At 61.5% G+C, this 16,062-nt stretch carries 13 protein-coding genes; 5 read left to right on the top strand and 8 right to left on the bottom strand.

Annotated elements, in window-relative coordinates; translation table 11 throughout:
- The first annotated feature begins 5 nt into the window (after nucleotides 1-5).
- Together ACYVHK_RS01725 and thrC are read left to right on the top strand one after the other, a co-directional pair.
- Complete coding sequence (locus ACYVHK_RS01725) at nucleotides 6-1,331, top strand: homoserine dehydrogenase (protein WP_460526936.1); 1,326 nt, start codon at nucleotides 6-8, stop codon at nucleotides 1,329-1,331.
- Between the two features lie 10 nt (nucleotides 1,332-1,341).
- Nucleotides 1,342-2,754, top strand: coding sequence for a threonine synthase (thrC, locus tag ACYVHK_RS01720; protein ID WP_460526934.1), 1,413 nt, complete (start codon nucleotides 1,342-1,344; stop codon nucleotides 2,752-2,754).
- 71 nt (nucleotides 2,755-2,825) lie between these two features.
- On the opposite strand, the gene ACYVHK_RS01715 is transcribed toward thrC, so the two are convergent.
- The 8 genes from ACYVHK_RS01715 to ald form a co-directional block, all read right to left on the bottom strand.
- Nucleotides 2,826-3,716 (bottom strand): ABC transporter permease subunit, encoded by an 891-nt coding sequence (locus tag ACYVHK_RS01715; protein ID WP_460527173.1) that lies wholly within the window; start codon nucleotides 3,714-3,716, stop codon nucleotides 2,826-2,828.
- 5 nt (nucleotides 3,717-3,721) lie between these two features.
- Nucleotides 3,722-4,675, bottom strand: coding sequence for an ABC transporter permease (locus ACYVHK_RS01710; RefSeq protein ID WP_460526933.1), 954 nt, complete (start codon nucleotides 4,673-4,675; stop codon nucleotides 3,722-3,724).
- Nucleotides 4,672-5,814 (bottom strand): ABC transporter ATP-binding protein, encoded by a 1,143-nt coding sequence (locus ACYVHK_RS01705; protein ID WP_460526931.1) that lies wholly within the window; start codon nucleotides 5,812-5,814, stop codon nucleotides 4,672-4,674. Before ACYVHK_RS01705 ends, ACYVHK_RS01710 begins: the two co-directional genes overlap by 4 nt.
- A gap of 123 nt (nucleotides 5,815-5,937) precedes the next feature.
- Nucleotides 5,938-7,014 carry a polyamine ABC transporter substrate-binding protein gene (locus tag ACYVHK_RS01700; protein WP_460526929.1) on the bottom strand — a complete coding sequence of 359 codons (1,077 nt, stop codon included), beginning with the start codon at nucleotides 7,012-7,014 and terminating at the stop codon, nucleotides 5,938-5,940.
- A gap of 182 nt (nucleotides 7,015-7,196) precedes the next feature.
- On the bottom strand, nucleotides 7,197-8,630 hold the full coding sequence (locus tag ACYVHK_RS01695) for an aspartate aminotransferase family protein (RefSeq protein WP_460526927.1): 1,434 nt from the start codon (nucleotides 8,628-8,630) through the stop codon (nucleotides 7,197-7,199).
- Between the two features lie 69 nt (nucleotides 8,631-8,699).
- Nucleotides 8,700-10,034, bottom strand: a complete 1,335-nt coding sequence (locus ACYVHK_RS01690) for a glutamine synthetase family protein (RefSeq protein WP_460526925.1) — start codon at nucleotides 10,032-10,034, stop codon at nucleotides 8,700-8,702.
- A 125-nt stretch (nucleotides 10,035-10,159) separates the two neighbouring features.
- Nucleotides 10,160-10,915 (bottom strand): gamma-glutamyl-gamma-aminobutyrate hydrolase family protein, encoded by a 756-nt coding sequence (locus ACYVHK_RS01685; RefSeq protein WP_460526923.1) that lies wholly within the window; start codon nucleotides 10,913-10,915, stop codon nucleotides 10,160-10,162.
- A gap of 56 nt (nucleotides 10,916-10,971) precedes the next feature.
- The gene (gene ald / locus ACYVHK_RS01680) at nucleotides 10,972-12,087 is read right to left on the bottom strand and encodes an alanine dehydrogenase (RefSeq protein WP_460526921.1); all 1,116 of its coding nucleotides are present in this window, start codon (nucleotides 12,085-12,087) and stop codon (nucleotides 10,972-10,974) included.
- A 301-nt stretch (nucleotides 12,088-12,388) separates the two neighbouring features.
- On the opposite strand from ald, the gene ACYVHK_RS01675 reads away from it, so the two are divergent.
- From ACYVHK_RS01675 to ACYVHK_RS01665, 3 genes are all read left to right on the top strand, one after another.
- Nucleotides 12,389-12,958 carry a cupin domain-containing protein gene (locus ACYVHK_RS01675; protein WP_460526919.1) on the top strand — a complete coding sequence of 190 codons (570 nt, stop codon included), beginning with the start codon at nucleotides 12,389-12,391 and terminating at the stop codon, nucleotides 12,956-12,958.
- Nucleotides 12,959-13,003: 45 nt separating this feature from the next.
- On the top strand, nucleotides 13,004-14,419 hold the full coding sequence (locus tag ACYVHK_RS01670) for an aldehyde dehydrogenase family protein (protein WP_460526917.1): 1,416 nt from the start codon (nucleotides 13,004-13,006) through the stop codon (nucleotides 14,417-14,419).
- Nucleotides 14,420-14,620: 201 nt separating this feature from the next.
- On the top strand, nucleotides 14,621-16,048 hold the full coding sequence (locus ACYVHK_RS01665; RefSeq protein ID WP_460526915.1) for a circularly permuted type 2 ATP-grasp protein: 1,428 nt from the start codon (nucleotides 14,621-14,623) through the stop codon (nucleotides 16,046-16,048).
- Nucleotides 16,049-16,062: the final 14 nt, after the last annotated feature.

Here is a 16,062-nt window from a genome sequence, read left to right as displayed (position 1 = left end):
TCTGTATGAAACCTATCCAAGTAGGCCTGCTGGGCTTTGGCACGGTCGGTTCCGGAGTCGCCAAGGTACTGGCCCGCAACGCCGAGGAAATCGGCCGGCGCGCCGGCCGCGCCATCCAGGTCACCCGCGTGGCGGTGCGCAATATCGACAAGGCGCGCGCCATTGCGCCCGCCGCCGTGGTCGAAGGCCTCGCCTTCAGCAATGACTTCCTGGCTGTGGTGGACGACCCGAACATCGATATCGTCTGCGAACTGATCGGCGGCACCACCCTGGCCAAGGAGCTGGTGCTGCGGGCGATTGCCAATCGCAAGCATGTGGTTACCGCCAACAAGGCCCTGCTGGCCCTGCACGGCAACGAAATCTTCGCCGCCGCCCAGGCACAGGGGGTCACCGTGGCCTTCGAAGCCGCGGTGGCCGGTGGCATTCCCATCATCAAGGCACTGCGCGAGGGCCTGACCGCCAACCGCATCGAATGGATCGCCGGCATCATCAATGGCACCTCGAACTTCATCCTGACCGAGATGCGCGACAAGGGCGCCGCCTTTGCCGACGTACTGGCCGAGGCACAGAAGCTCGGTTACGCCGAGGCTGATCCGACCTTCGATATCGAGGGGCACGATGCCGCTCACAAGCTGACCATCCTGGCGGCCCTGGCCTTCGGCATTCCCATGCAGTTCGACAAGGTCTATCTGGAAGGCATCAGCAAGCTGACGCAAGAGGACATTACCTACGCCGAGCAGCTGGGCTACCGCATCAAGCTGCTGGGCATCGCCCGCCGCAGGCCGAATGGTATCGAGCTGCGCGTCCACCCGACCCTGATCCCGGCCAAGCGCATCATCGCCAATGTCGACGGCGTGATGAACGCTGTCGTGGTCCAGGGTGACGCCGTGGGCCAGACCCTCTACTCCGGTCGCGGTGCCGGCTCCGAGCCGACGGCATCGGCCGTGGTGGCCGACCTGGTGGATGTGACCCGCCTGCTGACAGCGGACCCGGAACACCGTGTACCGCACCTGGCCTTCCAGCCGGACCAGTTGGCCGACCTGCCCATCCTGCCGATCGAAGCGGTCGAGACCAGCTACTACCTGCGACTCAAGGCACATGACCAGGCTGGCGTGATGGCCGATGTGACCCGCATCCTGGCCGACCTCGGCATCTCCATCGACGCGATGATGCAGAAGGAGCCGGCAGAGGGCGAGAAGATCGTCGACATCATCATCCTGACCCACCTGGCGCAGGAGCGCAGCGTCAACAGCGCCATCGCCCGGATCGAGGAACTGGCGACCATCGCCAGTAGCGTGACCAAGCTACGCCTGGAAAACCTGGACAAGTAAGGGACACGTCATGCAATACATCAGCACTCGCGGTGGCATGGCCCCGCAAAGCTTCAGCGATATCCTGCTCGGCGGCCTGGCCCCCGATGGCGGCCTGGTGGTCCCCGACCGCTATCCGCAGATCGACCACGCCACACTGGAACAATGGCGTACGCTCAGCTACCCGCAGCTGGCCTATGAGATCGTCTCGCGCTTTGCGACCGATATTCCGGCAGAAGACGTGCGGCAACTGGTCGAGGCGGCCTATACCAAGGACGCCTTCGGCAGTAATGACATCACCCCGCTGACCGAACTAGAAGACGGCCTGCACCTGTTGCACCTCTCGAACGGCCCGACCCTGGCCTTCAAGGACATCGCCATGCAGTTGCTCGGGCAGTTGTTCGAGTACGTGCTGGCCAAGCGCGGCGAGGCGGTCAATATCGTCGGTGCCACCTCGGGTGATACCGGCTCCGCCGCTGAATACGCCATGCGCGGCAAGCAGGGCGTGAACGTGTTCATGCTGAGCCCGCACGGCCGCATGAGCCCCTTCCAGCGCGCACAGATGTTCAGCCTGCAGGATGCCAACATCCATAACCTGGCGGTCGAAGGCACCTTCGATGACTGCCAGGACATCGTGAAGGCGATCAACAACGACGCCGACTTCAAGGCCCGCTACAAGATCAGCGCCGTCAACTCGATCAACTGGGGTCGTATCGTCGCCCAGGTGGTGTACTACTTCCGTGCCTACCTGAAGGTGGCCAGCCGCATTGGAGAGCCGGTGGACTTCGTCGTACCTTCGGGCAACTTCGGCAATATCTGCGCTGGCCATATCGCCCGCCAGATGGGCTTGCCGGTAGGGAATCTGGTGGTAGCGACCAATGAGAACGATGTGCTGGACGAGTTCTTCAAGACCGGCCGCTACACCGTGCGCGGCTCCGCCCACACGCACGCCACCTCCAGCCCGTCGATGGATATCTCCAAGGCGTCCAACCTGGAACGTTTCGTGTTCGACCTGATCGATCGCGACAGCCAGGCACTGGCAGGCCTGTGGCAGGAGGTCGACAGCACCGGTGGCTTCGACCTGGGCAAGACGCCCTTCTTCGCCCGCATGGTCGGCGAGTTCGGCTTCAGCTCCGGCAAGAGTACCCACGCCGACCGTATTGCCACCATCCGCTCGGCCAAGGCCAACTGGCAGGTGGTGCTCGACCCGCACACGGCCGACGGCGTGAAGGTCGCACTGGAAGCCCGTCGCCCGGGTGTGCCGATGGTGACACTGGAAACGGCGCTGCCGGCCAAGTTCGAGGCCACCATCGTGGAGGCCCTGAACGAAACGCCACCACGCCCGGCCGCCCTGGTTGGTATTGAGGCCTTGCCGCAACGCAGCGAGCTGGTTCCCAATGATGCCGAAGTCGTGAAGGGTTACGTGGCCAAGGCCCTGGGCTGATCGACCCATCCTTGAAAAACAAATGGCACCCCGCGGGGTGCCATTTGTTTTCGGGAGGACACCCGGCGCGATCAGTGCGCGGCGCCACCCTGCGCAAAGGCCGCCTGCATGGCCTTGTCGCGTTTGGCCTGGGCGGACAGCATCAGGCGGGTAGAGATCACCACGAACAGGGACACCACGACGATCACGATGGTGGCCAAGGCATTGATCTCCGGCGTCAGGCCAAGACGGATCGAGGAGAAGATCCACTGCGGCATGGTGGTCGAGCCGGGACCGGACAGGAAGGCGGTCAACACGTAGTCGTCGAGCGAGATCGTGAAGCTCAGCAGCCAGCCCGATATCAGCGCCTGCGAGATCACCGGAATGGTGATGACGAAGAACACCTTGAAAGGATGGCAGCCCAGGTCCATGGCGGCATCCTCCAGCGAGCGGTTCAGCTCCTTGAGGCGCGACTGCACCAGTACCGCCACGTAGGCCATGCACAGCGTGGTATGGCCTATCCAGATGGTGACCATGCCGCGCTCGCCAAACGCCCAGCAACCAAAGCGTGACAGCAGCCCCTGTGGTCCGGCATCAGCACCGCAACCCATGCTGGTCTGCAGCGCCACAAACAGCAGCAACATGGACAGCCCCACGATCACCTCGGGCATCACCATCGGTGCCGTCGTCAGGCCGGCGAACAGCGTATGGCCCCGGAAGGAACCGAAGCGTGCCAGCGCGAAGCCCGCAATCGTACCCAGCACCACGGCCAGCGTGGCCGACATGAAGGCGATCTTGAAGCTCAGACCGGCAGCGTGCAGCAGATCGGCATCGTTAAGGAGTATCTCGTACCACTTCAGCGAGAAGCCCCCCCAGACCGTGACCAGGCGCGACTCGTTGAAGGAGTAGATCACGAGGCTGAGGATAGGGGCGTACAGGAAGAAGAACCCGAGCCCCATGAAGATCCGGTTGGACAATGGCATGCGGCTCATTGCTCTGCCTCCTGTTGTTTTTGCTCGATGCGATGGAACCAGACGATAGGTCCACCCAGCAGGATCAGCATGATGACCGCCACCGCCGAGGCCTGCGGCCAGTCGAGGTTGGCACCGAAATCATCCATCAGCTTGTTACCGATGAACACCACGTCGCCACCACCCAGCAAGGCCGGGATCACGTACTCGCCCACGGCCGGGATGAACACCATCATGCAGCCGGCGATGATGCCTGCCTTGGACAGCGGCAAGGTGATCTGGAAGAAGGTGGTCCAGGGCTTGGCGCCCAGGTCGGCGGCAGCCTCGAACAGACGGCCATCGAGTTTCACCAGATGGGCGTACAGCGGCAGGATCATGAACGGCAGGTAGTTGTAGACCATGCCCAGCAGCACCGAACCAGGGGTGTACAGCATCTCGATCGGCTCGTTGATGATGCCGGTTGCCATCAGGATGTTGTTGATCACCCCGTTGTTCTTGAGGATGCCGATCCAGGCGTAGACCCGCAGCAGGAAGGAGGTCCAGAACGGGATCATCACCAGCATCAGCAGCGTATTGCGGACCGCCTCACCCGAACGGGCGATGTTGTAGGCCAGCGGATAGCCGATCAGCAGGGTCAGCAGCATGGTGAAGAAGGCCAGCTTGATGGCATTCCAGTACGCCACCAGGTATTGGCTCTCTTCCTTGGCCTCGGTCCAGGATTTCTCGAAGAAGGCATCCACCTCGCCGAACACAGCCTTGTACTTGCTGGTATCGAGCACCACCGTGGTCTTGTTTTCCTCCTGCTTGACCAGGGGGGAGTACGGCGGCTGGGCAATGTCCGGCTCGGCGAAACTGATCTTGAGCACGAAGAAGAACGGTAGCACGAAGAAGAACAGCAGCCAGACATAGGGGATGGCGATCACCCCGGTCCGGCCCCGGGGTAGCCAGCGCAGGAAGAAGGACTTGATCATGATGTCAGCACCGAACCTGGCACCCAGCCATTGGCGCCATCGCTCCACTTGACCACGACCTCGTCGCCCCAGGTGGCCGGCTTTTCATTGCCCCAGTGGCTGGTCGGCACGTTGGCGATCACGATGCGGCCCGAGGCCAGCTTGACGTGATAGACCGAGTGAGAACCCAGGTAGGCGATATCGTGCACCTTGCCCTCGGCCCAGTTGTATTGCGATTCCGGCTTCTGCCGGCATAACGTGACATCCTCGGGCCGGATCGAATACCAGACGGTCATGCCCTTGGGTCCGGTGATGCCATGATCGACATAGATGCCGCGGCCGAGATCGGCGCTGTCGATCACGATGTGGTCGGGCTCGTCGATGGACAGCTTGCCCTCGAAGATATTGGTCGAACCGATGAACTCGGCAGTAAAGCGGCTGTTCGGGAACTCGTAGATCTCGCGCGGGCCACCGACCTGCTCCAGCTTGCCCTCGCTCATGATGGCGATACGGCTGGCCATGGTCATGGCTTCTTCCTGATCGTGCGTCACCATGATGCAGGTCACGCCCACGGTCTCGATCACGTTGACCAGTTCGAACTGGGTCTGAACCCGCAGCTTCTTGTCCAGCGCGCCGAGCGGCTCGTCGAGCAACAGCAGCTTGGGCCGCTTGGCCAGCGAGCGGGCCAGCGCCACCCGCTGCTGCTGGCCGCCTGACAGCTGGTGCGGCTTGCGCTTGGCGTACTTGCGCATCTGCACGAGGTCCAGCAGCTTGCCCACGCGATCGACGATCTCGTCCTTGGGTACCTTGTCCTGCTTGAGGCCGAAGGCAATGTTCTGCTCCACCGTCATGTGCGGGAACAGCGCATAGGACTGGAACATCATATTGGTCGGACGCTGGTAGGACGACAGGTCGGTGATGTCCTCGCCATCGAGGATGATGCGGCCTTCGGTCGGCGTTTCCATGCCGGCCAGCATGCGCAGCAGCGTGGACTTGCCGGAACCTGAGCTGCCCAGCAGCGCAAAGATCTCGTTCTTGGGGATGACCAGGTTGACATCATCAACCGCATAGAAATCACCAAACTTCTTGGTGACGCCCTTGATCTGCAGGAACTGCTGCTTGCCGTCGCCCGCTGCGACGTTATTCGGGGTTACCGCCACAATAGAGACTCCATCCTGGGTTCGGTCATTGCCAAGTCAAACGCCTATTTTACAAAACGAGCGTTTGATTTGGTAACGGATAGTGAACATGAAAAGGGCCGGTTTGATCCGGCCCCATGCGCTTTACTTTGCAGTCTTGAACTGGTTGAAATATTTGGTGATCAACTTCTGCGCGGCCGGGTCGATCGGCTTCTTGGCCTGCAGCTTGCTCATGGACTCGTCGGTCAGATAGATCTTCGGGTCGCTGGTCAGCTTCTTGTCCACGAACGGCGTTGCCTTGACGTTGGGATTGGCGTAGCTGACCTTGTTGGAGATGCCGGCTGCCTGCTTCGGGTCCAGCACGTGGTTGATCCACTTCAGTGCATTCTCCGCATTCTTGGCGTCCTTGGGGATGGCCATATTGTCCACCCACATGATGGTGCCCTTCTGCGGCACGATGTATTCGATCTGCTGCTTCTTCTTGGCCTGCTCCGCGCGGTCCTTGGCCATATAGGTATCGCCATTGAAGGCCATCGCCATGCAGACGTCACCATTGGCCAGCAGGTCGATCGGCGAGGAGTTGAACACGCGCACGTCCTTGCGCACCTTCTTCAGGGTCGCGGTCGCTTCCTTCAGTGCGGCCTCGCTATGGTCGTTGGCGTCCTTGCCCAGGTAGATGTTGACCATGGAGAACACGTCGCTGCCGGTATCCATGAAGGAAATGCCGCAGGACTTGAGCTTGCTGGTGTACTTGGGATTGAAGATCAGCTCCCACTCGTCGGCCGGCAGCGGCTCGCTACCCAGCGCCTTCTTGACCTTCTCGACATTGATGCCAAAGGCCGTCGTCCCCCACATATAGGGCACCAGGAACTTGTTGCCCGGATCGGCGACTTCCGCCTTCTTGAGAATTTCCGGGTTCAGGTTGGCGTAGTTGGGAATCTTGCTCTTGTCGAGCGGCAGGTAGATGCCGGACTGAATCTGCTTGGCAGCGAACTCAAGCGATGGCACCACCAGATCATAACCGGACTTGCCGGTCATCAGCTTGGCCTGCAGCACCTCGTTGCTGTCGTAGACGTCGTACTTCACTTTGGTACCGGTGGCCTTCTCGTAGTCCGCCACGGTGGTGTCGCCGATATAGTCGTTCCAGTTGTAGATATTCAACTGGCCGGCTGCCTGCGCCTCAACTGCGATTGCGCTGACGCCGAGTGCCAACATAGTCATTACGAACTGCTTCTTTGCCATCAGTCTGCTCCTAGGGAAGGTGGGTGATGCCAAGTAGCGTTGCCTACATCCTTTTCCTACACGGCCGCCTATTGGTTGCCGGACGACCAAGCACTATCTATTCCACTGCCTGAACGACCTGGCAACCCTGCCGGTTGGCGGGGTTGCCAGTTGTTGCGTACTTAGGCCATGCCCAGGTCCTGGGCCGTCAGACCGATGCACTTGGCGGCCTTCTCGACCAGCTGATCGATCTCGGACCGGCTGATCACCAGCGGTGGCGACAGCAGCATCCGGTCACCAGTTGCCCGCATGATCAGGTTATTACGGAAGCAATGGTCGCGGCACTGCAGACCGATATCGCCACCGTTGACGAAGCGCTTGCGGGTCGCCTTGTCCTCTGTCAGCTGCATGCCGGCCACGAGACCGGCACCATGGATCTCACCCACCAGCGGCGAACCGGCCAGCGCTTCGCGCAGCGTTTTCTGGAAGTAAGGCCCCGTTTCGGTGCGTACCTGCTCGATAATGCCGCCTTCACGCAGCAGCTTGATATTGGCTACCGCCACGGCGGCCGCGACCGGATGGCCCGAATAGGTCAAACCATGGTTGAAGTCGCCGGCAGCGATCAGTGCGTCAGCCACCTTGCGATTGACTGCCACCGCGCCCATGGGGATGTAGCCACTGGTCAGGCCCTTGGCGAGGGTCATGGTGTCCGGCTCGAACCCGAAATGCTGGTGCGCAAACCACTCGCCGGTACGGCCAAAGCCGCCGATCACTTCATCGGCACACAGCAGCACATCGTACTTGCGGCAGATGCGCTGGATTTCCGGCCAGTAGCTCTCTGGCGGGAAGATCACCCCGCCCGCCCCCTGGAAGGGCTCGCCGATGAAGGCGGCCACGTTCTCGGCACCCAGGGCCAGGATCTTCTCTTCCAGCTGCTGCGCGCACTTGAGGCCAAACTCGGCCGGCGTCAGATCACCTCCGTCGGCAAACCAGAACGGCTGGTCGATATGAACGATGTTGGGCACCATGGACGGCATCTGCTCGTGCATGTAGCCCATGCCGCCGAGTGAACCACCGGCGATGGTGGAGCCGTGGTAGCCGTTCTTGCGCGACACCACATACTTCTTCTCCGGCTTGCCGACGGCAGACCAGTACTGGTGCACGATGCGCAGTACGGTGTCGTTCCCTTCGGAACCGGAATTGCAGTAGAAGAAATGCTCAAAGCCGGCCGGCGTGACTTCGGCCAACAGTTTGGAGAGCTCGATCACCGGCGGGTGGGTGGTCTTGAAGAAGGTGTTGTAGTACGGCAGCTCCAGCATCTGCTTGTACGCGACCTCGGCCAGCTCCTTGCGGCCATAACCTACGTTCACGCACCACAGCCCGGCCATGCCGTCGATGATCTTGTTGCCCTCGCTATCCCACAGATAGACGCCTTCGGCCTTGGTGATCACGCGACTGCCCTGCTTGTTCAGCGAACCCATGTCGCTGAACGGATGCAAATGGTGGGCGGCATCCAGTTGCTGGTATTCACGGGTGGACCGCGCCGCGAATACCGCGCCGCCGGCCTTGTGGGCCTCGGCATGGATAGCAGGCCGGTTATCGAATGGATTGCTCATGAAAATTCTCCGTGACGGCCGGCAGGGGCGGCCGCATGGTTGGTCTGAATGGATGGCGCCAGGCGCGCTTTATACATTGAGCAGCAGGTGGCTGCGCTCCCAGGAACTGATCACGCGGAAGAAGGTGTCGTATTCCTTTTCCTTCACCGCGCAGAAGGCCGTGACGAAATCGGCACCGAATACCTCGGCGATATCGGCCGAATCACGCATCAGTTCGATGGCGTCTTCCAGATGCCGCGGCAGTTCGTAGTCGAGGTCGTAACCGCTGGTCACCATGGGAGCGGTGGGCTTGAGGCCCTTCACCATCCCGAGATAACCGCAAGCTAGCGTGGCGGCCATGGCGAGGTAGGGGTTGACGTCCACGCCCGGCACCCGGTTCTCGACCCGACGCGCTTCCGGGCCGGAGTTCGGCACGCGGATGCCCACGGTGCGGTTGTCGTAGCCCCACTGCAGGTTGATCGGTGCTGCGGTGAAGCGGCTCAGGCGGCGATAGCTGTTCACGAACGGGGCCATGATGGGCATCACCGCCGGCATGTAGCGCTGCAGACCGGCCACATAGCTGAGGAACAGGCTGGACGGGCCACCGTCCGCGTTCGAGAACACGTTGTTGCCCTCCTTGTCCACGATACTCTGGTGGATGTGCATCGCGCTGCCGGGCTCCTCCTGCATGGGCTTGGCCATGAAGGTGGCGTAGATGTTGTGGCGCAGGGCCGTTTCGCGCACGACCCGCTTGAACAGGAACACACGGTCGGCGAGATCCAGCGCATCGCCATGCACGAAGTTGATTTCCATCTGGCCGGCGCCGACTTCATGAATCAGCGTATCCACGTCGAGCCGCATGGCATCGCTGTATTCGTAGACATCCTCGAAGTACGGGTCGAATTCGTTCACCGCGTCGATGCTGTAGCTCATGCGGCCAGTCTCGGCCCGGCCGGTACGGCCGATCGGCGGCTTCAGCGGGATATCCGGGTCGATATTGCGTTCGACCAGGTAGAACTCCAGTTCCGGTGCGACCACGGGCTTCCAGCCACGATCCTCATACAGCTTGAGTATCTTGCGCAGCACGTAGCGCGGCGAGATCTCGACCGGCGAGCCGTCGAAGTGCACGCAATCGTGGATCACCAGCGCGGTCGGGTCCGGCGCCCAGGGCACCAGCCGCATGGTATTGATATCCGGTACGCAGACCATGTCAGGATCGGTCGGGCCGGTGATGGCGTCGTCGTCGGGCCAGTCGCCGGTCACGGTCTGGATCAGCACCGCCTTGGGCAGCCGCATATTGGCCGAGTTGAACTGGCTCTTCGGCAGGATCTTGCCGCGTGCCACGCCGGTCATGTCGGGCACGACACACTCGACCTCGGTAATACCGTACTCACGGAAAAAGTCTTGGAACTGGGTAATGGCCATACTTGTGTTTTCGCCGCATAGCGGCGAACCTCCGGTTGTTGGCAAGCCGGCAAACGCGGGAAAGCGCGGCGAGGCGGATTCCTCGTCGCTTTCCGACGTTTCCCTGGCAGCGCTGCTGGTGCAGGCTACTCGCGGCTTGCTTGATAGCGTCGACAATCCTCACCGAAAGCCTTGAACAGGCTGACAGACAAGGGGTTGTCGGCGTACTTCCACTCAGGGTGCCATTGCACCGCAAGTGCAAATCCTTGCGCGTCCTTGACCGAAAACGCTTCAACCAGGCCGTCCGGCGCGATGGCTTCGGCGACGAGACCATCGCCCAACCGTTCCACGCCCTGGTTGTGTATCGAATTGACCTTGTATTCCTGGTAGCCGCTGGTGCGCTCGATCAGCCCACCCTGGGTGAACTGGACCGGATGACGAGGCCCGTACTGCACCTCCAGCGGTGCGGCGCTGTCCTCGCGGTGGTCCATCTTGCCCTCGGTCTCGTGCACCTTGTGCAACAGGGACCCACCGAACACCACGTTCATTTCCTGGAAACCCCGACAGATCGCGAATACCGGAATGCCACGCTTGATCGCCCGTTCCATCAGCGGCATGGCAGTCTGGTCGCGCGCGGTATCGAGGGATTGGCCGTCAGGCAGGTTGGGACCTTTATAGCGGACCGGATCAACCATGGACACGCTACCGGTGAACAGCAGGCCGTCCACCTGCTCCAGCAATTCGTCGAAATCCTGCAGGTCGCCCAGCGCGGGGATCAGCATGGCAAGGCAGCCCGCCCCTTCCACCACGGCGGTAATGTATTTCTCACCCACACAATGAAAGGGATGCAGGCCCAATTGCTTGCGATCCGCCACCAGGGCGACGAGGGGTTTGCGCTTCATGATCCTATCCTCCTGCCAGCGCCCCCGAGCTTGATCGGGAGCGCGCTCTTTATCTCTTAATTCAGCAAATGATCTGCCGGCACATATTCATACCCCAGATCACGTGCCACGGCCTGGTAGGTCACCTTGCCTTCGCAAACGTTCAAGCCGTTCCTCAGGTGCAGATCGTCCCGCAGCGCACGCCGCCAACCCTTGTTGGCAATCGCGACGGCATGCACCAGGGTCGCATTGGTCAATGCCATGGTCGAGGTCCGGGCCACACCGCCGGGCATATTGGCCACGCAGTAGTGGGTCACGCCGTCGACCACATAGGTCGGGTCCTGATGGGTGGTCGCGTGCGAGGTCTCGAAGCAACCGCCCTGGTCGATCGCCACGTCCACCAGCACCGAACCAGGCTTCATCAGCTTGAGCATATCCTTGCTGACCAGCTTCGGGGCAGCGGCACCGGGAATCAGCACTGCGCCGATCACCGCATCGGCCACCCGCAATTCATTCTCTATCGCGTCCTGGGTCGAGTACAGGGTCTTGATCCGGCCACCGAAGGCCTCGTCGATTTCCTTGAGTCGCGGCAGGGAACGATCCAGCAACGTCACATCCGCCCCCAGGCCCGCCGCCATGCGCGCCGCGTGGGTACCAACCACCCCGCCACCGATCACGGTGACATGACCCGGCGCCACGCCGGGCACACCGCCCAGCAACACGCCGGAACCACCAGCCGACTTTTCCAGCGCCCTGGCAGCGGCCTGGATGGCCATGCGGCCCGCCACTTCCGACATCGGTGCCAGCAGCGGCAAGCCGCCGCGACCATCGGTCACCGTCTCGTAGGCGATCGCCACACAACCGGACTTCACCAGTGCTGCCGTCTGCTCCGGATCCGGCGCCAGATGCAGATAGGTATAGAGTATCTGCCCGGCCCGCAGCATGGCACATTCCACCGGTTGCGGCTCCTTGACCTTGATGATCATGTCGGCACGCTTGAAGATTTCCTCGGCAGCCTGCACGATCTGCGCCCCGGCAGCGATGTACTGCTCGTCAGGGAAGCCGATCGCCGTACCCGCATTGGCCTGCACCAGCACGTCATGGCCGTTGCGTTTGAGTTCCTTGACGCCGGCGGGGGTCAAACCCACGCGGTATTCATGGTTCTTTATTTCCTTGGGTACGCCGATCAGCATGATGTTGTCTCCGTTTTGGTCTGGTGGCGGCTGCAAGCTCGTGACCCGCAGCGCTGACAGGATCACCGCCTCGGTGCGTCAAACATTCTCAACGCACCAGGCCCGTGCAATGTCAAACATATTAAACACCAGCCTTCAAAGACGGCACAAGCAGCATCGGTTGTGCGTCGCAATAAAAGCAATATCAATGACTTTCGTGTAATTCAGCACTTGTCAGCGCGGCTAAGGCCGTATAATTTCCCATCACAGAGTGTTCACAATATCACACACTCTTTACTGCTCGGTTAGCAAGGAAGATGCCATGTCCCTGGAAGTCAGCACCCGGCTCAAGCTGGTACGCGAGAAGCACGCGCTGTCCCAACGCGAGCTCGCCAAACGTGCCGGCGTTACCAACAGCACCATCTCGCTGATCGAGCAGAACCGCGTCAGTCCCTCGATCTCTTCGCTCAAGAAGGTGCTCGATGGCGTACCGATGAGCCTGGCAGAGTTCTTTACCTTCGACATCGCCGATCCGGTTCGCCCCTCCCCGTTCTTCGACAAGGAGCAGATGCCCGATATCGGCGGCGAGGGTGTGAAGCTGTTCCTGATCGGTCATGGCGTACAGAACCGTCATATCACCATGCTGCGCGAAGTCTATGAAGCCGGTGCCGATACCGGTGCCGAGATGCTGAGCCATGCCGGCCAGGAGGTCGGCACCGTGGTGAAGGGCGAGATCGAACTGACCGTGGCGGAGCAGACCCGCATCCTGAAGGCGGGTGAGGGCTACTACTTCGATTCCACCCTGCCGCACCGCTTCCGCAACCTGGGCAAGGACAGCGCCGAAATCGTCAGCGCCAGTCTGGTGAGCCCCAGCTCTCCCCCCAGCTTTTAAGCCCCCGCCCAGCCGGGGTGCCTGTTTATCTTCCAGAGGTAAGCCATGAAACGTTACGACAAGCTCTTTATCAATGGCGAGTGGGTAGCCCCGCAAGGCAGTGGCTACACCACGGTCTACAACCCCGCGACCGAAGAAGGCTTTGCCGAGACCTGCAATGCAGACCTCGCTGATCTGGATCGCGCCTTTGCCGCCGCCCGTGCCGCCTTCCCGGCCTGGTCGCGCACGACGGCCGCCGAGCGGGCCGACTATATCCGCAAGCTGCATGCCGCCCTGGAGCGCCGCAAGGACGAGCTGGCCCTGGCCATCTCGCAATCCATGGGTTGCCCGCTGGAGATCGCCAAGATCATCCAGGTCAATTGCGTGAAGGCCTTCGAGAAATACGCCGACCGGGCACATGAGATGGAAGTGGAAAAGCAGGTCAACAACTCGCTGGTGGTACGCGAGGCCGTTGGCGTCTGCGCTTTCATCACACCCTGGAACTACCCGCTGTACCAGTTGATCGGCAAGGTCGCCCCGGCACTGGCGACCGGCTGCACCATGGTGCTCAAGCCTTCCTCGGTGACGCCGCTACAGGACATCATCTTTGCCGAAGCCGTGGCCGAAATCGGTCTGCCCAAGGGCGTCTTCAACCTGGTAACCGGCAAGGGTGGCGTGTTGGGCGATGCCATGGTGACCCACCCCGAGGTGGACATGGTGTCCTTCACCGGCTCGACCGCCACCGGCCGCCGCATCCAGAAACTCGCGGCCGAAACCGTCAAGCGGGTCTGCCTGGAACTGGGTGGCAAGTCGCCCTACATCATTACCGAGGACGCCCCTCTGGAGAAGGCGGTCAGCTTCGGGGTCAAGGACGTGATGATCAACAGCGGCCAGACCTGTATCGCGCTGACCCGCATGCTGGTACCTGCCAGCAAATACGAAGAGGCTGTACGCATTGCCAAGCAGGTTGCCGAAAGCCTCAAGGTCGGCGATCCGATGGACAAGGACACCTATGTCGGTCCCATGAGTTCCATGGGCCAGCGCGAAACGGTGCTGAAGTTCATCCAGCAAGGCCTCGACGAAGGTGCCAAGCTGGTGACCGGCGGCGTGGAACGACCGGAAGGATTGACCCGCGGTGCCTACGTCAAGCCGACCATCTTCCGCGACGTGCATAACAAGATGACCATCGCCCAAGAAGAAATCTTCGGGCCGGTGATCTGCATGATTCCCTATGACAATATTGATGAAGCCATCGCCATCGCCAACGACAGCATCTACGGCCTGTCGTCCGGGGTCTGGGCCGGCAGCCGGGAAGATGGCATCCGCATCGCCCGGCAGATTCGCGCCGGCGGTTGCTATGTAAACGGTGGCGACTTCAACTACGACGCACCGCTGGGCGGCTACAAGCAATCCGGCAACGGCCGCGAGTGGGGCGACTTCGGCATCCACGAGTTCTACGAGATCAAGTCCATGCAGCTGTAGTACCGACGGTCGCCTGCACTGCCCCAAGCCCCGGCATCGCCCGGGGCTTTTGTTTGTCCGCAGGACCCACACACTGTTGCACCAAAGCAGTGCAACGCTACGATCAGCAACGCACCACAACATCACAAGCCATTGATTTAAATAAAATCAACTGCCCGGCATGGCTCTTGCATCGATGTAATCACCTATCCGGGAGCCCTTATGCACGCCCTCACCCTGCCTGCCAACGGCCACTATGACGAGATGCTGCTACAAAGCGGCGCGATCCGTTCGCACTACCAACCGTTTGCCAACTGGCTGCATGCCCAGACGCCCGAAGCCCTGGCCAAGAAGCGGGCCGAGGCCGACCTGCTGTTTCGCAAGGTGGGCATCACCTTCGCAGTCTATGGCGACGAAGCGGGTGCCGAGCGACTGATCCCCTTCGATACCGTGCCGCGCATCGTGCCGGCCAGCGAATGGCGGATGCTGGAAGCCGGCTTGCGGCAGCGGGTGACGGCGCTGAACCGCTTCCTGTGGGATATCTATCACGATCACGAAATCATCAAGGCTGGGCTGATTCCCGCCGAGCAGGTATTCGCCAATGCGCAGTACCAGCCGGCCATGCAGGGCCTGGACCTGCCGCACGGCATCTACACCCATATCACCGGCGTCGACCTGATACGCCATGCCGATGGCGGCTACTACGTGCTGGAAGACAATCTACGCGTACCCTCCGGCGTGAGCTACATGCTGGAAAACCGCAAGATGATGATGCGGCTGTTCCCGGAACTGTTCGCGCAGTACGCAGTGGCACCGGTGGCGCACTACCCGACCCTGCTACTCAACACGCTGCGCCATGCGAGCAAGGCTGAAAACCCGACCGTGGTCGTGCTCACGCCCGGTCCGTTCAACTCGGCCTATTTCGAGCATGCGTTCCTCGCCCAGCAGATGGGGGTGGAACTGGTCGAAGGGCAGGACCTGTTCGTCAAGGACGACTATCTCTACATGCGCACCACGGTCGGCCCGCAGCGGGTGGACGTGATCTACCGCCGCATCGACGATGCCTTCCTCGACCCACTGGCCTTCCGGGCCGACTCCATGCTCGGCGTACCCGGCCTTTTGTCAGTCTACAAGCAGGGCAACCTGATCCTGGCCAACGCCATCGGCACCGGCGTGGCGGACGACAAGTCCATCTACCCCTACGTGCCGGACATGATCCGCTTCTACCTGGACGAAGAACCCATCCTCTACAACGTTCCGACCTGGCAATGCCGCAAGCCGGCCGATCTCGACCATGTCCTGACCCATATGGCGGACCTGGTGGTGAAGGAAGTCCACGGCGCCGGGGGCTACGGCATGCTAGTCGGCCCGGCCTCGACCACCGCCGAGATTGAGGAGTTCAGGGAGCGGGTGCGGGCCAACCCGAGCAACTACATCGCCCAGCCCACGCTCTGTTTGTCCAGTTGCCCGACCTTTGTCGAGAGCGGCATCGCCCCGCGCCATATCGACCTGCGTCCCTTCGTGCTGACCGGCAGGGAGATAAGCATGGTTGCCGGCGGCTTGACGCGCGTGGCGCTGAAATCCGGCTCGCTGGTGGTCAATTCCTCCCAGGGTGGTGGCACCAAGGACACCTGGATACTGGAGGGCTGAACCATGAACCCACG

It is taken from the genome of Chitinimonas naiadis (assembly GCF_054780835.1).
This window is presented reverse-complemented; position numbering and strand designations above follow the sequence as displayed.